The organism is Micromonospora sp. NPDC047187, from assembly GCF_040643355.1.
Lineage (GTDB): Bacteria > Actinomycetota > Actinomycetes > Mycobacteriales > Micromonosporaceae > Micromonospora > Micromonospora salmantinae.
In genome coordinates, this window is record NZ_JBEYUF010000044.1 from 1 (window position 1) to 23,659 (window position 23,659).

At 71.1% G+C, this 23,659-nt stretch carries 21 protein-coding genes and 2 pseudogenes; 12 read left to right on the top strand and 11 right to left on the bottom strand.

Annotated elements, in window-relative coordinates; genetic code table 11:
* Positions 1 to 154: 154 nt before the first annotated feature.
* Both ABZ794_RS33175 and ABZ794_RS33180 read right to left on the bottom strand, forming a co-directional pair.
* On the bottom strand, positions 155 to 301 hold the full coding sequence (locus tag ABZ794_RS33175; RefSeq protein WP_307850488.1) for a hypothetical protein: 147 nt from the start codon (positions 299 to 301) through the stop codon (positions 155 to 157).
* Positions 298 to 535: pseudogene (locus ABZ794_RS33180) on the bottom strand (DivIVA domain-containing protein). The gene ABZ794_RS33175 and the pseudogene ABZ794_RS33180 overlap by 4 nt, the downstream one beginning before the upstream one ends.
* 212 nt (positions 536 to 747) lie before the next feature.
* Between ABZ794_RS33180 and ABZ794_RS33185 the strand changes: the two are divergent.
* The 3 genes from ABZ794_RS33185 to ABZ794_RS33195 all read left to right on the top strand — a co-directional run bounded on the left by ABZ794_RS33185 (position 748) and on the right by ABZ794_RS33195 (position 3,363).
* Positions 748 to 1,005: a hypothetical protein gene (locus ABZ794_RS33185; RefSeq protein WP_210782345.1), complete on the top strand. Its 258-nt coding sequence runs from the start codon at positions 748 to 750 to the stop codon at positions 1,003 to 1,005.
* A 470-nt stretch (positions 1,006 to 1,475) separates the two neighbouring features.
* Positions 1,476 to 2,045 (top strand): peroxidase, encoded by a 570-nt coding sequence (locus tag ABZ794_RS33190; RefSeq protein WP_247669102.1) that lies wholly within the window; start codon positions 1,476 to 1,478, stop codon positions 2,043 to 2,045.
* A 358-nt stretch (positions 2,046 to 2,403) separates the two neighbouring features.
* Entirely contained in the window at positions 2,404 to 3,363 is a 960-nt protein-coding gene (locus tag ABZ794_RS33195) for a hypothetical protein (protein ID WP_210782347.1), read from the top strand.
* 69 nt (positions 3,364 to 3,432) lie between these two features.
* On the opposite strand, the gene ABZ794_RS33200 is transcribed toward ABZ794_RS33195, so the two are convergent.
* The gene (locus ABZ794_RS33200) at positions 3,433 to 4,269 is read right to left on the bottom strand and encodes a hypothetical protein (RefSeq protein WP_357519356.1); all 837 of its coding nucleotides are present in this window, start codon (positions 4,267 to 4,269) and stop codon (positions 3,433 to 3,435) included.
* Positions 4,270 to 4,483: 214 nt separating this feature from the next.
* Here ABZ794_RS33200 and mptB point away from each other — a divergent pair, with 214 nt between their 5' ends.
* The 4 genes from mptB to ABZ794_RS33220 all read left to right on the top strand — a co-directional run bounded on the left by mptB (position 4,484) and on the right by ABZ794_RS33220 (position 8,061).
* Positions 4,484 to 5,887, top strand: coding sequence for a polyprenol phosphomannose-dependent alpha 1,6 mannosyltransferase MptB (mptB, locus tag ABZ794_RS33205; RefSeq protein ID WP_357519358.1), 1,404 nt, complete (start codon positions 4,484 to 4,486; stop codon positions 5,885 to 5,887).
* Complete coding sequence (locus tag ABZ794_RS33210; RefSeq protein ID WP_357519360.1) at positions 5,884 to 7,107, top strand: glycosyltransferase 87 family protein; 1,224 nt, start codon at positions 5,884 to 5,886, stop codon at positions 7,105 to 7,107. Before mptB ends, ABZ794_RS33210 begins: the two co-directional genes overlap by 4 nt.
* A gap of 71 nt (positions 7,108 to 7,178) precedes the next feature.
* Positions 7,179 to 7,616, top strand: coding sequence for a ribonuclease domain-containing protein (locus tag ABZ794_RS33215; protein ID WP_357519373.1), 438 nt, complete (start codon positions 7,179 to 7,181; stop codon positions 7,614 to 7,616).
* A 79-nt stretch (positions 7,617 to 7,695) separates the two neighbouring features.
* Positions 7,696 to 8,061, top strand: coding sequence for a barstar family protein (locus tag ABZ794_RS33220; protein WP_210782355.1), 366 nt, complete (start codon positions 7,696 to 7,698; stop codon positions 8,059 to 8,061).
* Between the two features lie 77 nt (positions 8,062 to 8,138).
* On the opposite strand, the gene ABZ794_RS33225 is transcribed toward ABZ794_RS33220, so the two are convergent.
* The 8 genes from ABZ794_RS33225 to ABZ794_RS33260 all read right to left on the bottom strand — a co-directional run bounded on the left by ABZ794_RS33225 (position 8,139) and on the right by ABZ794_RS33260 (position 18,775).
* The gene (locus ABZ794_RS33225; RefSeq protein WP_357519363.1) at positions 8,139 to 9,632 is read right to left on the bottom strand and encodes an FAD-binding oxidoreductase; all 1,494 of its coding nucleotides are present in this window, start codon (positions 9,630 to 9,632) and stop codon (positions 8,139 to 8,141) included.
* Between the two features lie 150 nt (positions 9,633 to 9,782).
* Positions 9,783 to 10,508, bottom strand: coding sequence for an HD domain-containing protein (locus ABZ794_RS33230; RefSeq protein ID WP_210782359.1), 726 nt, complete (start codon positions 10,506 to 10,508; stop codon positions 9,783 to 9,785).
* Between the two features lie 82 nt (positions 10,509 to 10,590).
* Positions 10,591 to 11,946, bottom strand: coding sequence for a polysaccharide lyase family 1 protein (locus ABZ794_RS33235; protein WP_357519364.1), 1,356 nt, complete (start codon positions 11,944 to 11,946; stop codon positions 10,591 to 10,593).
* A 52-nt stretch (positions 11,947 to 11,998) separates the two neighbouring features.
* Positions 11,999 to 13,213, bottom strand: a complete 1,215-nt coding sequence (locus tag ABZ794_RS33240; RefSeq protein WP_238688790.1) for a Gfo/Idh/MocA family oxidoreductase — start codon at positions 13,211 to 13,213, stop codon at positions 11,999 to 12,001.
* Positions 13,203 to 14,696 (bottom strand): mannitol dehydrogenase family protein, encoded by a 1,494-nt coding sequence (locus ABZ794_RS33245; RefSeq protein WP_357519367.1) that lies wholly within the window; start codon positions 14,694 to 14,696, stop codon positions 13,203 to 13,205. The genes ABZ794_RS33240 and ABZ794_RS33245 overlap by 11 nt, the downstream gene beginning before the upstream one ends.
* On the bottom strand, positions 14,687 to 15,991 hold the full coding sequence (locus ABZ794_RS33250) for an enolase C-terminal domain-like protein (RefSeq protein ID WP_357519369.1): 1,305 nt from the start codon (positions 15,989 to 15,991) through the stop codon (positions 14,687 to 14,689). Before ABZ794_RS33250 ends, ABZ794_RS33245 begins: the two co-directional genes overlap by 10 nt.
* Positions 15,988 to 17,421, bottom strand: coding sequence for a glucuronate isomerase (uxaC, locus tag ABZ794_RS33255; protein WP_238688792.1), 1,434 nt, complete (start codon positions 17,419 to 17,421; stop codon positions 15,988 to 15,990). The genes ABZ794_RS33250 and uxaC overlap by 4 nt, the downstream gene beginning before the upstream one ends.
* A gap of 25 nt (positions 17,422 to 17,446) precedes the next feature.
* On the bottom strand, positions 17,447 to 18,775 hold the full coding sequence (locus tag ABZ794_RS33260) for a Gfo/Idh/MocA family oxidoreductase (protein WP_238688793.1): 1,329 nt from the start codon (positions 18,773 to 18,775) through the stop codon (positions 17,447 to 17,449).
* A gap of 236 nt (positions 18,776 to 19,011) precedes the next feature.
* Between ABZ794_RS33260 and ABZ794_RS33265 the strand changes: the two genes are divergently transcribed.
* The 5 genes and pseudogenes from ABZ794_RS33265 to ABZ794_RS33285 form a co-directional block, all read left to right on the top strand.
* Positions 19,012 to 20,142: a LacI family DNA-binding transcriptional regulator gene (locus ABZ794_RS33265; protein ID WP_238688794.1), complete on the top strand. Its 1,131-nt coding sequence runs from the start codon at positions 19,012 to 19,014 to the stop codon at positions 20,140 to 20,142.
* A gap of 19 nt (positions 20,143 to 20,161) precedes the next feature.
* Complete coding sequence (locus ABZ794_RS33270) at positions 20,162 to 21,511, top strand: extracellular solute-binding protein (protein ID WP_238688795.1); 1,350 nt, start codon at positions 20,162 to 20,164, stop codon at positions 21,509 to 21,511.
* 31 nt (positions 21,512 to 21,542) lie between these two features.
* Positions 21,543 to 22,526, top strand: coding sequence for a sugar ABC transporter permease (locus tag ABZ794_RS33275; protein ID WP_210782375.1), 984 nt, complete (start codon positions 21,543 to 21,545; stop codon positions 22,524 to 22,526).
* The gene (locus tag ABZ794_RS33280; protein WP_247669105.1) at positions 22,526 to 23,413 is read left to right on the top strand and encodes a carbohydrate ABC transporter permease; all 888 of its coding nucleotides are present in this window, start codon (positions 22,526 to 22,528) and stop codon (positions 23,411 to 23,413) included. Before ABZ794_RS33275 ends, ABZ794_RS33280 begins: the two co-directional genes overlap by 1 nt.
* Positions 23,397 to 23,659: pseudogene (locus ABZ794_RS33285) on the top strand (hypothetical protein); the annotation flags it as partial. The gene ABZ794_RS33280 and the pseudogene ABZ794_RS33285, both read left to right, overlap by 17 nt.

Consider the following 23,659-nt stretch of genomic DNA (forward strand, 5'->3'; position numbering starts at 1 on the left):
CACCCGCTACGACAAGACCGCGACGTCGTACCGGGCCACCGTCACTATCGCCGCGCTACTCCAGTGGTTGTGAACCTTTGAAGACACGGCCTAGGCCGGCTAGTTGGACGTAGACCTCACGTGTGGCTGTCGCGATGCCGCGGCGGTTGAGGACCTAGCCGGTCAACCAGACCCAGCCCTCGTGCGTCGGTCGGTCGCAGACTGAGACGACGCGGAAGGTCAGGGCATGATCCCTGGCGAACTGCACCGAGGCTCGGCCGTCGATGACGAGCAGGTCGCCGGGGGAGGGACGCGCGGTCACCAGTGGCCGGAATTGTGGTGGTGCTGCTGCGGTGGCGGGCACTTCCGCGTGCATCGTCTGCCAGTCACGCAGCGCCCGCTTGATCCGGTCGTACTCCCGGCTGAGCAGCCGTACCGTCTCGTTGAGCATGGCCAGTTCATCCGACACCCGGGCCTGGAATTCGCGTACCTCATTGGGGTCGGCGCCGCGCCGGCACGCGGCGAACTCGCGGGTCCGCACCTCGTGCGGCGTCAACCTGCCTGGGTAGCCGGCGGGGTAGGGCTGGCCACCTCACGGCGGATGCCCATTCGACGGAGATCGCTGGCGGATCGTCGCGGTAGCGCCGCCCGTTGTCGGGAGCCGAACCGTACGCGCCCATGCAAGCCTTTACCTTCACGAACTTCGATGTCCCGGTCTCGGCTCGACGCGGAGCCGCCATGCACCGTGGACGGTGATGAGGAGGCTCCATGCGCGGACGCAGATGGGCGACCCTGGTGACGGCGGTAGCGCTGGCACTGGGCGGATTGGTCGGGGTCAGCGCCACTCCGGCTGCGGCGGATCCGCCGGGCGGCACGCTGCGCAACGTCTACTCCGACGGTCAGTTCTGCAACAGCTATGGCAGTGAGGGTGTTCGGACCGGCCTGTGGAGCCGGTACTACTGCGAGTACCGCCAGTACGGCCCCAACGCCCCCGGCTTCTACTTCCTCTGGACCTTCAGCTCCTAGCGCACGCACCTGCTTGGACGGGTGCTCTCGGGCCCGATTGGCCGCCGCCGGATCGACCAGACCGGCGGCGGTCATCCGCTGCCCAGCTGATCCGTCGGTGCGGGCGCGAGACCGAGGCTTCGTCGACCGGGGAGGCGCCTCGTGCCGGATGCCAGGTCACACGCTAGGAACGGTGGCGCGTGGGTTCGGGCGCCACGGCATTTCTGCTCGTCGGCTCTCCTGGTGAACTGGATTGGCGGGCGGTCACCTGGCGGCACCTCGAGGGCTACCGGCAGTGGGCACAGCTCGGCCGTGCCGGTGGTTCGACAACCGAGGCTCCCAGCGGGTCCGCGGTCCGGTGTGGATCGGGTGTGAGGAAAACCCCTCACCTGACGATCGTCGAGTGTCGGGCCCCCGTGCACGGCCGTTTTCCTGACAGCGTCCGCAGTCCCAACGCCGTACCGTCCGGGTCAAGCATGGGGAGGAGCCGGATGAGTTTCCTGCAGCAGGCAGAGCAGTCGCCTGACACCGAGCGGATGTTCGACACGGACACGAAGGCGATGGGCTACCTGCCCAACTACACCAGGTTGTTCGCCCACAGCCCGGCTGTGTACCTGGCGTGGCAGCAGCTCAACGGTTCGGTGAAGACCGGGATGGAGCTGCGCCGCTACGAGTTGGCGACCCTCGCCGCAGCTCGGGCCCTGAAATCCTCCTACTGCGGCTTGGCGCATGGAAAGGTCCTACGCGACAAGTTCTTCGACGCGCCGACCGTCGCCGCCATCGCGTCGGACCACGGCAGCCCTGTTCTCTCCGCGCAGGAGGTCGCAGTCGTCAACTTCGCCGGAAAGGTCGCGGCCGATGCAAGCTCCGTCACCGAAGCCGACGTCGCGGGCCTGCGCGGTCACGGTCTCGATGACACGGAAATCTTCCGCGTGATCCTCGCCGTTGGCGCCCGATGTTTCTTCAGCACCGTCCTCAGCGCCGCCGGGGCTGAGCCCGATCCGCAGTACAACGAGAGCCTGGACGTGGATCTGCGGCAGGCGCTGAGCTTCGGCGGTTAGACCCAGGAAGAACGCACCGACCAGGCTGTCCCAGTGTCAGTCGGCATTCTGGACGTCAACGTCGAATCCTGGCTCAGGGGCGAAGACCGACTGCCGTGGCTGCTCCAGTACTGGTTCGACTCCTGTTCGGGCGTCGGTCGCGGCCCAACGACTCGGACAGGCGCTTGCCGGTCTCCAGGTGAGTGCCGCCTCGCCGAAACGACTCGCCGTCGCCGCTCTGGCCCGAGCCAGGCGAGGCACCACGGCTCCGCATACCACAATCGAAGGTGCCTCGGGCGGCGGTCCACAGGTGCATTCGCTGTCCACAGCGGCCGTCACGCGGGCAGTACTCGGCCGTACGCCGGGGCAGGGTGGGGCGGTGGACCCGAGGTTGCATGCTCTGCTCGTGTGCGGCAATGGGCTGGTCGCTCGACGGGACATACTGCGGGCGGTCCCGGCCTGGACGATCCAGACCGCCCGGCGGGCGAACCGGCTGATACAACTGCTGCCCGGGGTCTACGGCGACGCGGCGCTGATCCGTCGCGCCAACTCCGACCTGCCGACGCTGGCCCGGGTCGAGCGGGACGTCGCCCGACGCGCTGTGCTGGCGTACGTCGACGGGCGCGGGGCGCTGAGTCGCCTGACCGCCCTTGACGTGTGGGGACTGCGCCGCCAGTCACCAGAGGAGGCGGTCTATCTCGACGTGCCACAGGGCTCAGGCCTGCGTGATCGGCCGCATCTCCTGGTACGACGTCGCTCCGGCTTCGTGGTCGCGCCGCCGCAGGTGGTGATTCGGGGAGGATTGCCGGTCACCCGGCTGGACCGGACCCTGGTGGACTCTTGGCCGCTGTTGTCGCCGGTCGACCGATCAAGCCTGCTCATCCGTGCGGTCAACGATCGGATGACCACGCCGCGGCGTTTGGCCGCCGCCCTTGCCGAGGTACCCCGGATGCCCGACCGTGGGGCACTGAGGGGTTTGCTGGACCGGCTCGCCGCCGGGTGCCGCAGCCCGTTGGAGATCTGGGGCCACGATCACGTCTTCACCGGCCCGGGAATGCCGAGGTTCACCCGGCAGGCGCGGGTACGGGTCGGCGCCCGGACGATCTACCTCGACATGTTCGCCGAGGCGGAACGGGTCAACATCGAACTGGATGGCGCGACCAGCCACGGCGACCCGGCCGAAACGCGAGATCGACCTCCGCCGCGACGCCCTGCTCGCCACCATCGGCATCCTCGTCGTCCGCTTCACCCACCGTCGCCTCACCGCGGACGCGGTTCAGGTCCGCCAAGAGACTCTGGCCATTCTCGCCCACCGCACCACTTCATGATCATGTGCTGAGAAGTAGGTCCCACCGGCCCCCCGCACCTACTTTTCATCACTTGATCATGGGGGAGAGGGGCGGGGGAGCTACTCGGGGGTTGGCGGGACGGGGGTGGGGTGGGTCTGTTGTGGGGGGACTCTGGGCGTGGGTGCCGACTCTGGTGGGTGCTCGCTGTGGCGGTGGAGGAGTTCGGCGATCCATCGGGCGGCTTCTCGTTGCGCGGTGAGCATGTGGCCGCGGGCGTCGGCCAGCTCGTGGTCGTCCGCGTGGTCATTCAGGATCGTCGCCCACTGGCGGCTGAGCTCCTCGGCGTACCGGGCCTTTCGGATCTGCTCGTCGAACTGGTATTCCAGCTTGACCAGGCGGTCGACGTGCGGCTGGAGCGCCGGCATGATCCGTTCGTCGAGTCGTACGGCGGCGTCGGGGCGGCAGGTGAGCGTGATGTCGCCCCGTTGGTAGTGCCACAGGGGATCCTCGGCGAGCGCCCGCTGCAACGCCACCTCCAGGTCTCCGGCCCGGTGCGGGGGCAGGTCCCGGGCGGCGTCGGCGGCCAGCCGGGTCAGCCGCTGGATCGCGTTCGGTTGGAAGTACTGCACGTACCAGCTCAGCACCTCGGACCGCAGACTCGCCGGTGACGACCAGGCGAACGTGGCGCGGATGTAGAACGAGTACACGTACCCGCGTGCGGGGACCGCGATCAGCCGGGGTGCGTCGCGTTGCTCGACGAGTGGACCGGACGGCGACGGCGCGGCAGCGGAACCGACGGGTGCCTCGTCCTGGAGCGCGGCGACCAGCCGATCCCAGCTACGCGCCCACCACCGCCAGCCGCGCACACCGGCGTCGCGGGCGATGGTCAACCCTCGTACGCCCCGGTGTCGCCACTGGTCCGCGGGCCTCGGCCTCCCGTCGGGGGCGTCCGTCATGGCACCCCTCCACGGTCACGGATCCGCGTTTCACGCTAACAACCGGTGACCGATATGCCCGCCGCCACGCCGTCAGCGAGCAGACCGCATACCGACACGAACCAGACCATGGGTCGTCGACGGTGGGACGGCCGAGCCGGTCCGACATCGCGCCGTCGCCTGGTGATCGTCCGGGGGTCGTGTGGCGGTCAGCCGCGGACGACATGCTGCCCGGGTGCGCACACTGCCGACCGTCGTCGCGTACCGGCTGCTCGGAGGCGTCGGTGCCACAGTGTTGTCCGGTGCCGGCCTGGCCGCCGGGGCGCTCCCGGTCGGCGCGCACGCCGCCTGGTGGAGCGCGTTGCGGCAGCTCGCGGGGCCGGGTCTGCTCTGCGGGTACGCCGGCCTGACCCTGCTCGTGGCCGCCTGGTGGTGGGCGGGCCGGCACCCGCACGCCCCCGACGAGGTCGTCGACCGACGTTCCGCCGCGCTCACCCTGCTCTGCTGGGCGGGGCCGTTGCTGGCGGCGCCGCCGCTGTTCAGCCGGGACGCGTACAGCTACCTGGCGCAGGGAGCGATGGTCCTCGCCGACGTCGACGTGTACCGGCACGGGGTGGCCCGGTTGGGTGGCGCGTTGGCCGGTGAGGTGCCGCAGATGTGGCAGCAGACCCCCGCGCCGTACGGGCCGGTGTTCCTCGCGGTGGCGGCAGTTGTCAGTGGGGTGACCGGCGGCAATCTGGTGCTCGGCGTGCTCGGTCTGCGCCTGGTGGCGCTGGCCGGGGTGGCGCTGCTGGTGGCGTACCTGCCCCGGTTGGCCCGGCACTGCGGCGTCGATCCGGCCGCCGCGCTCTGGCTGGGCGTGCTCAACCCGCTCGTACCGTTGCACCTCGTCGCTGGCGCGCACAACGAGGCGGTGATGCTGGGGCTGCTGGTGGCCGGGCTGAGTCTCGCCTTCGAGCATCGCTACGGCGCGGCCACCGTGCTGGTCACCCTCGCCGCGCTGGTCAAGGTGCCGGCGGTGGTCGGGCTGCTGGTGGTCGTGTCGCTCGCCGCGCGCCACCGTGGACTGCCGACCTCGGTGGCCCGCACCGCCGGGCTCGCGGTGGGCACCACCGCCGTGGTCACCTGGGCAACCGGCATCGGGTACGGGTGGGTCGGCGCGCTCGGCACCCCGATGTACCAGCACAGTTGGTCGATCTCCAGCGCGCTGGGTCGGGTGGCGTCACGCGCGGCCGGGCGGTTCGGTCTGCACCTGGGCGACGCCCCGATGCGGTTCTGCCTGGCGCTGGGCGTGGCCGCCGCACTCGCCGTGGCGGTCGGGGTGTGGTGGCATCGGCGACGGCTCGGGCCGGCGTACGCGCTGGGGTTGGTGTTGGTGGCGGCGGCGCTGCTCGGCCCGGCGACCCGGCCCTGGTACGCGCTGTGGGGTCTGGTGCTGCTCGCGGCGGCGGCGCACGGGCGGGCCCGGCCGGCGGCGGCGCTGGGCGCTGTGGTGCTCGCGTTCGTGGCGCTGCCCAGCGGCTTCGGACCGGATGTGGCGCAGGCGGTGCTGGCCGTCGCCGGGGTGCTGGTGGGGTTGCTCGCGGTCGGCTCGCTGCGCCTGCTGGTGCCACCCGCCCCTGTGGAGCTTGCCCGATGAACGCGGGTCGGCGGCGGGTGGTGACGGGTTTCGGCCTGGTCGCCGTGCTCGCGGTGGCGATCGCGGTGTTGCCCGGGCATCGGGGTTGGTTCGACGTCGGTGTCTACCACGGCGCGGTCGGGCACTGGGTGCGCGGCGGTGACCTGTACGAGTGGACCACCGGCAACGGGTACGGCTTCACCTACCCACCGTTCGCCGCGGTGAGCATGGCGCCGATGGCCGCGCTGGCCTGGTACCCGACGATCGTGGCGAACCTGCTGCTGACCGCGTTGGCCGTCGCGTTCCTGCTGCACCTGCTGGTGGATCCGTTGGCCCGGCGGCACGGCTGGACCCGTTGGTACGCGCTCGCGTTGGCCTGCTGTCTGCTGGCCGGGCTCAACCCGGTGCGGGACACGGTCAGCTTCGGACAGGTCAACCTGTCGCTGGTGGCGCTGGTCTACGTGGACCTGTGGTTGTTGGAGCGGGGCAGTCGGCTGGCCGGCGTGGGGGTGGGGTTGGCCGCCGCCGTCAAGCTCACCCCGGCGATCTTCATCGGGTACCTGCTGGTCACCGGGCGGTGGCGGGCCGCCGCCACGGCCAGCGGCACCCTCATCGGCGCCACGGTGCTCGCGGCGGTGCTCGCGCCGCAGGCCAGCCACACGTTCTTCGCCGAGGCGTTGTGGGACACGGACCGGGTCGGTGAGTTGGCGTACGTGTCGAACCAGTCGCTGCTCGGCCTGGTCGCCCGGCTCGATCCGGCGCACCCGGACCGGTGGGTGTGGCTGCTGCTCGTCGTCGCCGTGCTGGCGGTGTGGGCGGTACGGGCCCGCCGGGCCGTGCGCGACGGCGACGAACGGGCCGGCTTCGCGCTGACCGGCGTCGCCGCGTGCCTGGTCAGCCCGGTCACCTGGGTGCACCACCTGGTGTGGCTGGTACCGGGGCTGGTGGTGCTCGCCGCGTCCGCGCTGCCGTGGCCGCCGGTCGACGCGACGGCCCGCCGTCGGGCGAGTGCCGGTGCCGCCGGCTACGTCGTGCTGTGCAGTGGGCTGGTCTGGGTCTTCGCCAACGGCTCGGACGGACCGTGGGGGTTCGTGGGTGCCAACGCGTACGTCTGGGTCAGCCTCGGCATGCTCGCGCTGCTCCCGATCGGGCGCGCCGAGACAGATGATCATCCGGGGTTAACCGAGCATTGTGGAGCAGTTGGGGTGCCGAAGGGTGTTGCCGCCGACCGCCAGCAGTGAGACTGGGTCCGGTCCGACAATCACGCGGATCGATGGATCGGATGGTCTGGAGGCAGCCTGTGTCCACCCTCGTGTCCCCGCTGGCCACGCTCGGCGCGATCCGCCGGCGTACCACCGCCCTCGCCCTGCTCCTCGCCATGGTCGCCGCCGCGCTGGTCGGCCCGTCCGTGGTCTCCCCTCGGTCGACCGACCCGGCCTTCGCGGCGGTCTACAGCTCCTGCACCATGAGCCGCTGCGCGGACGCCCGCACCGCCCGTTCGGGCTGGTCCGCCACGGGGTTCCCGACCAGCCGAGGCTGGTACTCCTGGAGCGGCGGGAAGTCCAACTTCGCCGGCGGCCGGTTCTACAACTACGAGGGTCAACTGCCCGCCAACGCCACCTACTACGAGTACGACGTCTACCCGCGCACCCAGGGCGCCGCCCGGGACGCGTACCGGATCGTGGTGAACCGCAGCACCGGGGTCACCTGGTTCTCGCCCAACCACTACACCGACTTCTACCGGCTCTGACCGACCTGGGGGCCGGCCGGCCGCGGTCGGCCGGCCCCGCCGCGGGTCGTCGCCCCCGGACAGATTCAGGAGGAACGTGATGGTCGACGAGCACGCGGGTCGGGTGCCCGATTGGCTGATCGTCCGCCACGGCGGCGGCCTCGACGTGCCCGGCGCGGTGGTGCTGGCCGGAGCGATGACGCGGACCAGGGCCGACCTGTTCGCCGCGCTCGCCGCCGTACTGGCCCTGCCGGCGTACCTGGGGGACACCTGGGACTCCCTCTCCGACGTGCTCCGGGACCGGCTCGACGCCGGCCCGCTCACAGTGCTGATCACCGACGCCGGCCAACTGCTCGTCGATGAGCGCTCCGATCAGCGCGGTCTGCTGCTCGCCGTGCTCGGCGACCTCGCCACCAGCGCCCCGCACCCGTTGCGCATCGTCCTCGACGAGGCCGCGCCGTCCTGACCGGTGAGTCGAACCCGCCGTCGGTGGCGGTGCCCGGCGGTGCGGGTCGGTGTCACCCGCACCGCCGGTCGTCCGGGTCAGTGCGTCGCGGGCGGGATGCTCTGCTCGTACTGGAAGACGTTGTGCGGGTCGTACTTGGCCTTGATCTTGCGCAGCCGGGGGAAGTTGCGCCCCCAGTAGGCCTTCTCCCACTCGGCCATGCCGATGTTCGGCACGTTGACGTAGGCGCCGTCCACGTAGGGCCGCAGCGCCTGGCTGAACTCGGCGATCCAGGTCTGGGCGATCGGGGTGATGGCATCGTCGCTGTCGGGCTCGCCGCGTTTGCCCCAGCCCGCGCCGGGCTCCGAGTAGAAGAGCGCGTCGCGGTGCGGGAACGCCGAGCCGCCAAAGGGCTCCTGCCGTTGCGCCCCCCGGCCGAAGGCCTGGGTGAAGAAGTTGCTGTCGGGCGAGGGCGCCTTCTCCATGAACTCGCGGACGATGCTGACCGCCTTCTCCGGAAACGGCTCGCGGGTGAACTGGGAGAAGAACTTCCATTTCGCCGGGTCGTCCTCGTTCGGGGTCTGGAAGCCGGCGTAGACGTCGCCCCAGTTGCCGGTCTGCACCGTGACAGTGGGGTTGCCGATCGACAGGATCGGCGCCAGCAGCTTCCTGGCCTCCGCCTCGGATCCGTCCGCCAGCACCGCGAAGAACAGGATCTCGGTCGGGTGGACCTCGAGCTGGCTGCCGAGACGCGGGTCGGTGAAGGGTGCGACGCGCTGCCAGGTGTCGAAGACCTCGTGCAGGTCGCCGAGACCGGGCCAGGTCACCTGCAGGTACGCGACGCTGGTGACCGGAGCGACCTTGTAGGTCAGGGAGGTGACGATCCCGAAGTTGCCGTTGCCCGCCCCGCGCAGCGCCCAGAGCAGGTCCGGGTAGTTCCACGGGTCCACCTCGAGCACCTTCGCCCCGTCGGCGCCCGCCGCCACGACGATCTCCGCGCCGATCAGGTTGTCGCAGGCCATCCCGAGGTAGCGGGTGAGGAAGCCCAAGCCGCCGCCGAGGGTGGCGCCGGAGAGGCCCACGGTCCCCTCCGTGCCCGTCGTCGCCGCGAGGTCGTGCTCCCCGAGGGCGGTCACCGCCTCCGACTGGGTGAGCCCCGCGCCGACCTTCGCCGTGCGGGTGGCGGTGTCGATGTGGACGTCCTTCAGCTCGCTGACGTCGATCACGATGCCGTTGTCGACGTTCGACCAGCCCTCCAGGTTGTGCCGGCCACTGCGTACCCGCAGCGCGACGTCGTGCTGCCGCGCCCAGGTGAGCGCGTTGACCACGTCCCGGGTCTCCTGAGCGAAGACGATGACCAGCGGGTAGTGCACGAACAGCTCGTCCCAGCCGAGGCTGGCCTCCGCGTAGTTGGGGCTCTGCGGGCGGACGATCCGGCCGGTCAGCTGTGCCGGCGGGAACTTCGTGTCGGAAGCCCACCCGGGACCGTCGGCCGCGACCGCCGAGCTGCCGGCGATCACGCTCGGGATAGCGACCGCTCCGGCGCCGACGGCGGTCGCCCTGAGCAGATCACGACGGGAAAGGTCGCGCATCGTCCAAATCCTCTCGATTGGTGACACGCCCGAAAGATGAACCGAGAGGGGCATTTCCTCTCATCTGGCGCAAACCAACCGTAATGCCCGAGGCTTCCTGGCAGATCTGAGAACTTGTCACGGAACCCGGTCGGGTGATCCGGGACCGGGTCAGTTCGGGGCGGGCTGGTCCAGGATGGCGCTGAACCGCTCCTCGGCAAGGTCCAGCTGGCCGAAGATGTGCCGCTTCACCGCAGGCGACAACGGGGTGTCCGGCCGGCCGATCAGGTCCCGGAACAGCGGCACCAGCGGCCGGTACTTCCGGGCCGACGAGATCACCTTCGGCCCGACCGTGTGGATTACGCCCACCCCGTTGTCGGTGAAGTCCGACACCTTGATCACCCGGGCCCAGGGCTCCCGGTCCAGGCTGACCGCCAGATGCTCCCGGTACTGCGCGTTGCGGTCCCGGTCGGGGTCGTACACCGGATTGGTGACAGCGGCGACCAGGGTGGCCACCCGTTGCCCGAACCGCGCGGCGAGCGCGGCCAGCGCGGCCCCGGTCGGGTCGGCGCCCGGATCGCCGTCGGCCAGCTCGACCGGATGGTCCTCCACCGCGTCGTGCAGCAGACCGGCGACGATCACGTCCACGTCCCGCACCTGGTAGTGGTGCATCAGCCTGATCGCCACCCGCAGCAGGTGGTTCAGGTACGGCTCACGGACGCGTCGATCGTCGCGGTGCAGTTCGGCGGCGAGGTCGAGCGCGGCGGTCAACCGCGCCCGGGCGGCGTCGTCGAACTGCTGGACCTCCAACCGGAAACGTTCCAGCAGGCCCGGTTCGCCGTGGATCTCGGTGATCGCGTGCATCGGCATGCTGCCCAGGTGCGGCGGGAAGTCCATGCGTCACTTATAGCCGATCTTCACCACATCGATGAGCCCGTACGTCGCCGACCCGACCGCGAGTCGCGGGCGCGCCGAGCCGTCAGACGGGCAGCCGGTCGGCGCCGGCGAGCAGGCCCACCAGGAGGGGGACCAACGGCGCCGGCAGCACGGGGTCGCGGCGCAGGGTCGGCGTCCAGCCCGCGTCCGCGGCCAGGTCGGGGTCATGCGTCGCGTTGTACGCCCCCAGCAGGTCGACCGGTCGGGCCGCCCCGCCGCCCTGGCGGACCCAGGAGCCTCGCTCGGTCACCGCAGTGCCGCCCCAGTCGTAGAGCAGGTCCGCCGGGTCGACCGCCGCGTCCAGTGTGAAGAAGTTGTTCTGCGCGTGGATCGCCGACTGGACACCGACGCCGAGCGCGTACTGGAAGTCCTCCCCACCGAGTCGGTAGTGGTTGTTGTAGACGTCGACCTGACCGAAACGCACCCGGGGCAGCCGTTGCAGGACGCCGTCGAAAAGGTTGTGGTGCAGTGTGACATTCAGCCGGCTCACATCCGGGCCGACGGTGTTGGACGAGCCGATCAACAACAGCTTGTCCCGACCCGTGAAGCGGTTCCAGGAGGCGGTGACCAGGCTGGCGGTGTGTGTGACGTCCAGCGACCCGTCGTGCACCTGGTACGGCCGACCGAAGTACACCGGTTGGGCGCTGTCCGGGTTGTCGCCGTCGGTGAAGGTGTTGTGGTCGACCCAGACGTTCTCGCTGCGGCGTACCGAGATCTGGTCGTACTGGCTGTTCCAGTTGCCGGCCTCGCCGTCGGTCGGCGACCAGGCGGGGAAGCAGTCCCGGGCGTCGACGAGGGTCAGATTGCGCACGATGACGTTCGACGCCCGGTCGATCATGAGGGTGAGCCCGGTCAGTCGAGCGCCGCGCAGCCCGACGATAGTGGTGTTCGGTCCGACGTTGATCTGGGTCTGCCGGGTCTGGTTGGCCACCGAGCGCACCCGAGCCTCCTCCAGCGGCCCGCTCGGCGGCACCCGCCCCCACACCGCCGGGTCGTACGCGGCCAGGTAGGCGTCCAACCGGTAGGCCGGGTCGGCCAGGTCGGCGCAGCTCAGCGGCGTACCGCCGGGTCCTTCGAAGCCGTCGACGGCGCCGTCGACGTAGATGAGCTTCGGGGTGGCGTCGGCGGCGTTGCCGGCGTTGTCGCCGCCCAGCGCGGCGACCAGCCCCGCCCGGTCGTGGACCACCCGGGTCCGTTCGGGGGTGGCCGCCGAGCCGCCCGTGGTGCCGGGGCCGTCGGCCGCCCAACCGTCCCGCTCGGGCAGCGTCTGCCGGCCGAGGCGGTCGGCCAACCAGGAGAGCCGGTCGGCGGACGGGACGTCCGGGCGGGCAGCGGCGGCGGCCGGGGTGGCGCCGAGGAGAAGGGCGACCACTGTGGCGCCGCCGAGGATTCTGCGCATCGACTCACTCCATTCGTTTGTGGTGGAGGTCCGTCCCAGGTGGTGCCTGTCGCTATCCGGCCAGCTCGGCGCGGTACGCGCCGGACGCCCACGGCACCCCCAGTTCGCTCGGCAACGCCCCCCGATCGGCGGCCCGGCGCAACACGTCGACGACGCCCCGCAGGTGGCGGACCCGCTCCCCGCCCTCGCCGAGGGTGGTCACCAGTTCGCCGTCGAGCAGCCGGGGCTCCGGCGCCGGCCGCAACGCGTCCAGCAGCGCCGTGAACGGCGCGGTACGGGCCAGCGGTGCGATCAGTGGCACGCCCACCGGGTCGACCCGGTGGGCGAGCAGGTTCTCCAGCAGCCCCAGCCGCCCCGGCACCCGGCGGGTCACCACGTCCCCGGGCAGGCGCAGCCGGTCGGTCGGGTACTCCAGCACCGCCTGCCCCGCCGTACCGGTCACCACCACCTCGCCCGCCACGAACTCCTCGGCGGCCAGGGTCACCGCCACCAGCACCGGCGGCCCGGCGCGGAACCGGACCCGCAGCACTGCGGTGTCCTCCACCTCGATCGGTCGGACCCGGTAGCGCTCCACCTCGATCGCCACCGGCCACGGTGTCGCCCCGGCGAGCGCCTCGGCGATCGCCAGGCACTGCATGACCGCGTGCGCGAGCGGGTTGACGAGCGCGCCGTCCAGCACCGGCCGGCCGTCCACACTCCGTCGACCGGCCCAGGGGGAGCGGGCGTAGTAGGCATCCGGCCGTTGCCAGGCGGCGATGGTGGAGATGCCGGTGACAGTGCCCAACCGGCCGGCGGCCAGCGCGTCGGTCAGCGCGGTGAGGGCCGCCGAACCGAGCGCCTGGAAGCCGACCTGGGCCACCCGACCGGCGGCGGTGAGGGCCCAGGTCAACTCCTCGTGCTCGGCCAACGACAGCACCGGCGGCTTCTCCAGCAGCAGGTCCGCGCCGGTGGCCAGGGCGTCGCGGGCGATCGCCAGGTGGGTGTGCGGCGGCGTGCAGATCACCACCACCTCCGGTCGGGTGGCGGCGAGCATCGCCCGGTGGTCGGTGAACACCGCCACCCCGGGCGGCACCGGTGCGGCCGGGTCGTCCTCCACCGGTCGGACGTCGACCAGGGCGACCAACCGCAGCCGACCGGCGGCGTGCAGGGGCGCGATCACCCGCCGGTGCCAGCGACCGTGCCCGTTCGCCCCGATCACCGCCACCCGTGGCGGTGGGGTTGCCCCGCTCACCGCCGACCGGTCCGGGTGGACCCGGTCACCGGGCACCGGCCAGGGTGGCCTCGACGCCGTGCCGCTCCAAGGCGGTCAGCCAGGCGATCACGTCGGCGCGGACCTCGTCGTCCTCGGCCACCTCCATCGGGATGACGTCGCGCAGCCCGAAGACCGCGTCGACAGCGCCCGCAGGGCTCTGCGCCCCGGCGTCCAGCGCGGCCCGGATCGGCCCGGCCAGTGGGTCCTGGAACGGCAACGGCCGGCCGTCGTCGGCGTACCCCAGCGCGAAGCGCAACCAGGACGCCACGACCAGCGCGCCCCAGCGCGCGGACCGCCCGGTCGCGCGCAGGTCGGCGATGGTGTGCAGGACGCGCTGCGGAAGCTTCTGGGAGCCGTCGATCGCCACCTGGAGGGTGCGGTGGTGGATCGCCGGGTTACCGAACCGGGCGAGGGCCTGCTCGCCGTAGTCGACCACCAGCACCCCGTCCGGTGGAGTGAAGCTGGCCGCCACGTCCTCGGCGATCAGCCGGCGCAGCACGTCACGCAGGTGCGGGATCTCCAACGCGTCGGCGATCGTCTCCCGACCGGCCAACGCTCCGAGGTACGCGATGGCGGAGTGCACCCCGTTGAGGGCACGCAGCTTCAACCGCTCCCACGGGCCGGCGTCGTCGGTGAGCACCGCCCCGGCGAACTCCCAGCCGGGCCGACCGCCGGGGAAGTCGTCCTCGATCACCCACTGCGCGTACGGCTCGGCGGCCACCGCGGCCAGGTCGGTCACGCCGAGCGCCAGCCGGGCCGCCTCGATCGTCTCCGGGGTGCTGGCCGGCACGATCCGGTCCACCATGGTGCCCGGGCAGGTGACGTTGTCGGCCACCCACTCGACCAGCCCGGCGGGCACCCCGCCGGCCCGACCGACCGCCTGGTCGAGCATGCCGCGCAGTCGTCGACCGTTGGCCGGCAGGTTGTCGCAGCTCACCAGGGCCACCGGCCCGGCGTCCGCGGCGGCCCGGGCGGCCAGCCCGCGCAGCAGCAGCCCCGGCACCGTGGTCGGCGCCGCGCCGCCGGCCAGGTCCGCGGCGAGCGCCGAGTCCGGGGACAGTCGGCCGGTCACCGGGTCGAGTTGGTACGCCTTCTCGGTGACGGTCAGGGTCACCACGCGGATCGCCGGGTCGGCGAGCAACGCCACCACGGCGTCCGGGTCGCTGGGCGCGTGCCGGACACCGCTCAGGGCGCCCACCACCCGGGTGGAGCTGCCGGCCGCGGAGAGGGCGCTGACGCTGAACAGGTTGTCCTGCGCGGCGATCGCCTCCACCACTGCGGTGCTGCGCGGGGCGACGGCCACGATGCCCCAGTCACCCCCGGCCGCGCCGACCGCCGCCTCGGTGAAGACGGCCTGGTGAGCCCGGTGGAACGCGCCCAACCCCAGGTGTACGACGCCGGTCGGCACGGTGCCCGGCCGGATCAGCGGGCGGGCCTCGGCGGGCAGCCGGCGCAGCATGCCCATGCCGAGCCGGGAGGCCCCGACGGTCACCGCCATGCCGGACCGTCCGGGAAGCGGAACTCGGCGATCGACGCGGACTTCATGGTGGCGCTGTAACCAGGCCGTTCGGGCAGCAGGTAGCGGCCACCGCGGGTCCGCACCGGGTCGACGAAGTGTTCGTGCAGATGGTCGACGTACTCGATCATCCGACCGTCCAGACCGGTGCCCACCCGCAGGTAGTCGAAGATCGCCAGGTGCTGGACGTACTCGCAGAGGCCCACGCCGCCGGCGTGCGGGCAGACCGGCACGCCGAACTTCGCCGCCAGCAGCAGCTCGGCCAGGACCTCGTTGACGCCGCCGACCCGGCAGGCGTCGACCTGCATCACCCCGATCGCCTCGGCCTGGAGCAACTGCTTGAAGATCACTCGGTTGGCGGCCACCTCACCGGTGGCCACCCGGCAGCGGCCGGCGGTCAACTCGGTCACCGCGCGGGCGATCCGGGCGTGCCCGAGGATGTCGTCGGCGTGGGTGGGCTCCTCGATCCAGTACGGGTCCACCTCGGCCAGCGCCTCCATCGCGGTGATCGCCTCGTCGACGTCCCAGACCTGGTTGGCGTCCATCATCAACAGCGCGTCCGGGCCGATCTCCTCCCGGATGATCCGGGCCCGCCGCAGATCGTCGGCGAGCGGGCCGCCGACCTTCATCTTCATCGCCCGCCAGCCGTCGGCGTACGCCTGCCGGGTCAGCGCCCGCACCTTGTCGTCGGGATAGCCGAGCCACCCGACCGAGGTGGTGTACGACGGGAAACCGTCACGTTCGAGGGTGGCCAACCGGTCGGCCAACCCGTCGCGTCCCTTGTCGAGGATGGCGGCTGCCTCGTCCGGGGTGAGCGCGTCGGTGATGTGCTTGAAGTCGACGCTGGCCACGAGGTCGTCGGTGGGCAGGTCGGCGAGGAAACGCCACATCGGCTTGCCGGCCAGGGTGGCCCGCAGGTCCCACACCGCGTTGACCAGCGCGCCGGTCGCCATGTGGATGACGCCCTTCTCCGGGCCCAGCCAGCGCAGCTGCACGTCGGCGCTGAGCGAGCGCCAGAACGCCACCGGCTCGGCGGTGATCTCCTCGATGGTGCGGCCCTGGACGTGGTGGGCCAGGGCACGCACCGCCGCGCAGGTGATCTCGTTGCCGCGACCGTTGGTGAAGGTGAACCCGGCGCCGGTCGGGCCGGCGTCGGTGCCCAGCTCCACGTACGTCGCCGAGTAGTCACCCCGGTTGATCGCGTCGGAGCCGTCGCCCCGGGCGGCGGTGGGGAACCGCACGTCGTGCACCTCGACGGAGGTGATGGTGACGGTCATTGAGCCTGTCCTCCGAAGTTGAAGACCCGCTTGGGCAGCCGGTACGCCAGGTCGACGATGGTCTCGGCGGCCTCGTCCATCGGTAGCCGGTGCTCGGCGACGAGCCGGGCCAGGAAGCCGGCGTCCACCCGGCGGGCCACGTCGTGGCGTACCGGAAGGGAACAGAACGCCCGGGTGTCGTCGACGAACCCGGTGGTGTTGTAGAAGCCGGCGCTCTCGGTCACCGTCTCCCGGAACCGGCGCAGCACCTCCGGGGAGTCCAGGAACCACCAGGGCGCGCCGAGCAGCAACGCGGCGTACCCGCCCGCGAGGGGCGCCAGCTCGCGGGTGAAGGTGTCCTCGTCGAGGGTGTAGAGCACCAGTCGCAGCCGGGGGTCGTTGCCGTAGCGTTCCAGCAGCGGGGCGAGCGCGTGCACGTACTCGGTGGCCTGCGGGATGTCGCCGCCGACGTCGCGGCCGTGCCGGGCGTGCAACCACCGGTTGTGGTTGCGCACCGCGCCGGGGTGCAGCTGCATGACCAGGCCGTCGTCGAGCGACATCCGGGCGAACTCCACGAGCATGTGCGCCCGGAACGCCTCCGCGTCGGCGGCGTCGGCCTCGCCGCGCCGGCCCCGGTCGTACAGCCGCTCGGCCTCGGCCGGCGTCAGGTCCAGGGTGCGCGCGGTGGGGTGGCCGTGGTCGGAGGAGGTGGCGCCGGCGGCGATGAACGCGGCGCGCCGGGCCCGCAGCGCCGCCAGGTAGCCGGCGTACGTGCCGGTGTCCTCACCGGCCCGGTCGCCGAGACGGTCCACGTTTGCCGACCAGCCCTCGAACTCCATGTCCACCACGTCGTCCGGGCGGAACGTGGTGACCACCCGGCCGCCCGGCCCACCCCACCCGTCGGCGGCGAGCTTGGCGTGCTGCGCGAGGTCGTCCAACGGCGACTCGGTGGTGGCGAGGACCTCGATGTTGAACCGCTCGAACAGCGCCCGGGGCCGGAAGTCCGGCTCGGCGAGCCGGGCCGCGATCTCGTCGTAGAGGGCGTCGGCGGTGTTCGGGCGAAGCGGGGTGTGCACCCCGAACACGGTGCGGAAGGTCTGCTCCAGCCAGAGTCGCGACGGGGTGCCCCGGAACAGGTGCCAGTGCGCGGCGAAGCGTCGCCAGATCACCCGGCCGTCGGTCTCCACCGGGCTGCCGTCGCGGGTGGGCACCCCCAGATCCGACGGGGGTACGCCCTGACTGAGCAGCATCCGGGTCAGGTAGTGGTCGGGCACGATGAGCAACTGCGCCGGGTCCGGGAAGGGGCGGTCCTCGGCGAGCAGGGCCGGGTCGACGTGCCCGTGCGGCGAGATGATGGGCTGCTCCGCCGCCAGGGCGTACAGCTCCCGGGCCAGCGCGCGCAGGCCCGGCTCGGGCGGCAGGAGCAGGTCGGTGTGGTCGAACGTGGGCACGGAGTGGGGCTCCTCGTCTCCTGTGTCAGCGGGGGGTGAGCAGGTCGGCGACGCGGACGGGTTGGCCGGTCTCGAAGGACCGGTTGGCGGCCAGACCGGTGAGCAGTGCCAACGCGCCGTCGTCGGCGGTCGCGGCGCGGCCCAACGGGTCGGGTTGACCGCCGAGGAGCACCCCGGTCATCCGGGCGTCCGCGCCGCCGTGCCCGTGCCGACTACGACCCTCCACCGGGATCTGCCGGGGCGGGGCCCAGAACGGGCGCAGGGTAAGCGTCGCACCACCGCCCTCGGCCGGCGCCTCGGCGCCGTGCAGGGCGGCGCCCTTGACCGCGCCGGCGGTGCCCCGGTCGACGAAGTCGTTCTCTGCCACGTCCAGCTCCAGTCGGCCGCGGCTGCCGTTGACCATCACCCGGTAGCCCTCCCAGGGCGCGTACGCGGTGAGGTGGTAGGTCATGGTGGCGCCGGTGGAGTAGCGGGCCAGCACCGCCATGTCGTCCTCGATGCTCACCCCGGGGGCGAAGACGTTGCGGTCGCGCTGGTAGCCGTCCTCGGCCTCGGCGTCGAGGTACAACTCGCGCAGCCGGGGGTGCGCGTCCAGCCGCAGTGCGAACGGGTCGTCGGCGGCGGCGGGGGAGCCGTGTGCCCGGTCGTAGTCGCGGGCGTAACCGTGCCGGCGACCGTCCTCGCCGTAGAAGAAGAGTCGGCCGGCGGCGTACACCTCGACGGGCGTGGCGGCCAGCCACCAGTTGACCAGGTCGAAGTGGTGGCTGGCCTTGTGCACCATCAGCCCGCCGGAGGTGGCCTTGTCGCGGTGCCAGCGGCGGAAGTAGTCGGCGCCGTGGCGGACGTCGAGCAACCACTCGAAGTGCACCGAGCCGATCTCGCCGACCGCGCCCTCGGCGAGCAGCCGGCGAACCTGTTCGTGCAGCGGGTTGTAGCGGTAGTTGAAGGCGACAGTCACCCGCCCACCGGTCTCGGTGACAGTGTTTAGGATCCGCCGGCAGCGGGCCACGTCCACTGTCATCGGTTTCTCGGTGACGACCTCCCGGCCGGCGCGCAGCGCGGCCACCACGTACTCGTCGTGGGTGACGTCCACGCTGGTGACCAGGACGACGTCGACGCGCTCGGAGTCCAGCATTGCCTTGAAGTCGCCGGCCGGGTACGTGGGCACCGGGCGGTGGCCCAACTCGCCCAGCCAGCGGTTGTGGGCGTCCATTCGGGCCTGGTTGACGTCGGCGAAGGCGACCAGCTCGGTGGTGTCGGCGTGGTCGAGCACCAGCGCCCGGACGAACATCTCGGCCCGCGCGCCGGTGCCCACGACGGCGTACCGGGCTCGCCCGGCGGCTCTCGGTGACATGCGGTCGCCTCCCGTGGTGCTGCAAAGGTTTGCAATGAAGTAATCACGATCGATCCGTTCGCGTCAACGACGACAGCGGGATCGGCGTCATTTGTCAGCGTTTGAGAGGCCACAGGTCACCAAGGGGAGTGTGGGTGCAACGAAGCCGTAATCATTGACCGTTGACACTGGCGCAACCGTTTGCATTAATGGGCCACACCTGCGTGACCGCCACCACATCGGACGAAGGGGCCGCCGTGCCAGTCACCATCCGGGACGTCGCCCGGGCGTCCGGTGTGCACATCTCCACCGTGTCGCGCACCTTCTCCGCTCCACACCTGGTCAACCCCGAGACCCGGGTCCGGGTGCTGGCCTGCGCGGAGGATCTGGGCTATCGGCCCAACCGCGCCGCCCGGGCCCTGATCACCGGGAGGACGCACAACATCGGGCTGATCATCGCGGATATCGCGAACCCGTTCTTCCCGCCGCTGATCAAGGCGGCGGAGAGTCAGGCCCGGCACCGCGACTACCACGTCTTCGTGGCCGACACCAACGAGGACCCGACCGCCGAGGAAGAGTTGGTCCACGCGCTGGCCAAGCAGGTGGACGGGGTGCTGCTGTGCAGCCCTCGGATGAGCAACAGCCTGATCGAGCAGCTCAGCCGCGAGGTGCCACTGGTCGTGGTGAACCGCCAGGTGACCGGCCTGCCCTGCGTGCTGATGGACGTCGGGCAGGGCGCCCGCTCGGCGATCGAGCACCTGGTCGGCCTGGGGCACCGCAGCATCGCCCTGCTCGGTGGCCCGCGCAGTTCGTGGACCAACCGGGAGATGCGCCGTGCCGCCGGGGCGGCCGCCCGAGCCGGTGGCGCGGAGCTGACCATGCTCGGCCCCAACGCGCCCACCGAGGTCGGCGGCTCCGCCGTCGCCGAGCAGGTGCGACGCAGTGGCGTGTCGGCAGTGCTCGCCTACAACGACCTGATGGCGATCGGCCTCATCGAAGGGCTGGACGCGCTCGGGGTCCGGGTGCCGCAGGAGGTGAGCGTCGTCGGGGTCGACGACATCACCCTGAGCCGGCTGACCCGCCCCAAACTGACGACGGTGGCCACACCCACCGGGGCCGCCGGCCGGACGGCCGTCGACATGCTGCTGCAACAGGACATCGAGTCACCGCGCGGTGCGCGGGGGTCCGGTGCCGGCACGGCGCTCGGCGTCCGTCGTACCACCGCACAGGTAATGCTCCAGACCGACCTGGTCATCCGCGACTCGACCGGCCCGGGCCCGTACGCCCGACCGGCACGTCCCCTGGCCGCACCACGTGGCCCGGGCCCGCATTGCCCTGCGGACCCGGGCATCCCGACTGCTGCCACCGGTGACGCCGTCGCCTCCTAATGCCGAGGAGTGAGCGCACATGCACCCCGCAACGCCCCCCACCACTGACGCGCCCGTCGGGCGCGCCCACCGTACCCCTCTGCCTCGGCGGCGCCTGCTACGTGGCCTGCTCGCCGTGACAGTCGCCGCACCGCTGATGTTCGGCGCCGCCGCCTGCGGAGACGACGACGGCGGCGCCGCCGACCCGAACGCGCCGGTCAAGCTCTCCATCTTCTGGTGGGGCGGCGACGCCCGGGCCAAACTGACCGAGGACGCCCTGGCTCTCTACACCAAGAAGCATCCGAACGTGACGTTCGAGAAGACCTGGCAGGCCAACCAGGGCTACTTCGACAAGCTGGCCACCCTCACCGCCGGCGGCAACCCGCCGGACCTGTTCCAGATCGACGACAACTACCTGGCCGAGTACGCGGCCCGCAACACCACGCTCGACCTGACCTCGTATCAGGAGTCCGGAAAACTGGACACCTCCAAGTTCCCCGAGAGCCTCTGGCAGTACGGCGTGGTCGACGGCAAGCTCGCCGGTCTGGCCGCCGGGGAGAACACCCAGGGCCTGGTCTACAACAAGACGCTGTTGACCACTAACGACCTGCCCGAGCCGACCACCGGAATGTCGTGGGAGGAGCACATCGCCTGGGCCGAGCAGGTCACCGCCAAGACCAAGGTGCCCGGCACGCAGGACCCGAGCGCCGACTACAAGGCGTTCTGGGTCTGGCTGCGCCAACAGGGCAAGGACCTCTACCAGGGCAAGGAGCTGGGCTTCGCCGCCGAGGACGTGACCAAGTGGTTCGACCTGTGGAAGGGCGCCCGGGACCGCAAGGCCACCCCGAGCGCCGACGTCATCCACGAGGGCAACTCCAGCGACGTCACCAAGCAGCTGGTGGTCACCGGCAAGTCGGCGACCTCCTGGGTCTGGGCCAACCAGATGCCGGACCTGAAGAAGAACACCAAGGACGAGCTGGGCGTGATCGCCTACCCCGGTGATCCGAGCGCGCAGTGGGCCCGTGCCTCGATGTACTGGTCGGTGTTCAAGGGCAGCAAGAACAAGGACGTCGCGGTCGACGTGATCAACTTCCTGAACAACGACCAGGAGGCGGTCAAGCTGCTCGGCACCGACCGCGGTCTGCCGTCCAACCTGGACCTGCGTCGCGTGGTCAGCGACGACACCACCGACCCCGCCATGAAGCAGTCCATCGCCGTCGAGGCGGAGCTGACCCAGAAGTTCGGCAAGTCACCGCAGGTGCCCATCAAGGGCCACAGCAAGGTGAAGTCCGAGCTGATCAAGGCCGCCGAGAACGCGCAGTACGGCCGGGCCACCCCCGCCGAGGCCGCCGCCCAGTTCATCGAGGCGTGCAAGTCCGCCATCGCCTGACCGCGCCGCGAGGCGAGGAGAGGAGCTGTTCGTGGCGTTGACCACGGCACCCGACCCGACCCGACGCGGCCCCGGATCCGACCGGGCCCACGCGCAGTGGCGTGGGCCCGGACGCTTCCGGCACAGCGAAGGTCTGGCGGGGTACGTCTTCCTGTCGCCGTGGCTCATCGGCCTGATGGGTGTCACGGCGATCCCCATGCTGCTGTCGCTCTACCTGAGCTTCACCAACTACGACATCCTCACCCCCTTCTCCGAGGTGGAGTGGGTGGGGCTGGCCAACTACGAACGCATGTTCACCGCCGACCCGTCGTACTGGCACGCGGTGCGGGTCACCCTGACCTTCGCGCTGATCGCCGTACCGCTGAAGCTGGCCGCGGCGCTCGGCGTGGCGCTGCTGCTCAACCGCGCCTGGCGCGGCGTCGGGCTGTTCCGCGGGCTGTTCTACCTGCCGTCCCTGCTCGGCGGCAGCGTCGCGCTGGCCATCGTCTGGGTCAACATGTTCAACCGCGACGGCGCGTTCAACTCGCTGCTGAGCCTTTTCGGCATCACCGGCAAACCGTGGGTCAACGACCCCGACTGGGCCCTCGAAACACTGATGGTGCTGGCCATCTGGCAGTTCGGCGCACCGATGGTGATCTTCCTGGCCGGGCTCAAGCAGGTGCCCACCGAGCTGTACGAGGCCGCGTCGGTCGACGGGGCCGGCCGGTTCCGCCAGTTCCGCAACGTCACCCTGCCGATGCTCTCCCCGGTCATCTTCTTCAACCTGGTGTTGGAGACCATCAACGGCTTCCAGGGCTTCACCGCCGCGTTCGTGCTCAGCAACGGCACCGGTGGCCCGGTCGACTCCACCCTCATGTACACGCTGAACCTCTACATCACCGGCTTCACCGACCTCAACATGGGCTACGCCTCGGCGATGGCCTGGGTGTTCCTGCTCGCCATCGCGGTCATCACCGCGATCTTCTTCAGCACCGGACGGTTCTGGGTGCACTACTCCGACGGGGAGGACCGGTGATGGTGACGGTGACCCCGACGACCGCAGCGCCGCCGAACGCGCGTCGACGACCCGGCGGACGGCCCGTGCTGCGGCTGCTGATCCTGGTGGCGATCGTCGCCGTGGTGCTCTACCCGCTGATCTGGATGGTGGGCACCTCGCTGAAGTCCCAGGAGGAGATCGTCAACAACGTCGGGCTGCTGCCCGAGCGTTTCACCCCTGGCAACTACACCGCCGGGTGGTCCAACTTCGACGTCAGCTTCGGCCGGTTCTTCCTCAACAGCGCCATGGTCAGCCTGCTCACCGTCATCGGCAACGGGCTCTCCTGCCTGCTGGCCGCGTACGCCTTCGCCCGGCTGCGGTTCCGGCTGCGCGGCATGTGGTTCGCCGTCATGATCGGCACGCTGCTGCTGCCCCAGCACGTGCTGATCGTTCCGCAGTACATCCTGTTCCGCACGCTCGGGCTGGTCGGCGGTGACTGGCCGTACCTGCCGCTGCTCATTCCGCAGTTCCTGGCCACCGAGGCGTTCTTCGTCTTCCTCATGGTGCAGTTCATGCGGGGCGTCCCCCGGGAGCTGGACGAGGCGGCCCGCATCGACGGCGCCGGTCCGTTCGGCATCTTCCGGCACATCATCCTGCCGCTGAGCCGCCCGGCGCTGGTCACCACGGCGATCTTCTCGTTCATCTGGACCTGGAACGACTTCTTCCGCCAGTTGGTCTTCCTGTCCCAACTGGAGGACTACACAGTTCCGGTCGCGCTGACGCTGTTCATCGACTCGACCAGCCAGAGCGCGGTCGGCCCGATGTTCGCCATGTCGGTGCTCTCGCTGCTGCCGGTCTTCCTGTTCTTCGTCGCGTTCCAGCGGATGCTCGTCGAGGGGATCAACACCAGTGGCATCAAGGGCTGAACCTCCGGACCCCGGCGGGCGGCGGGACTGGCGCGACGTCGCTCGCGACGCCGCCGACCTGGCACTGCTGGGCATCCTGCTGACCCTCGCGGCGGTGCCCCTGCTCACCGCCGCCGCGGCGGCGGGCACGGCCAGCGCGGCGGTGCACGACTGGACGCGTACCGGCAGTTGGCCGTCGGCGCGCACGACAGTGCGCCGGTACGGCCGCGCGGTGCTGCCCGGTGTGCCGGTCAGCCTGCTCGCGCT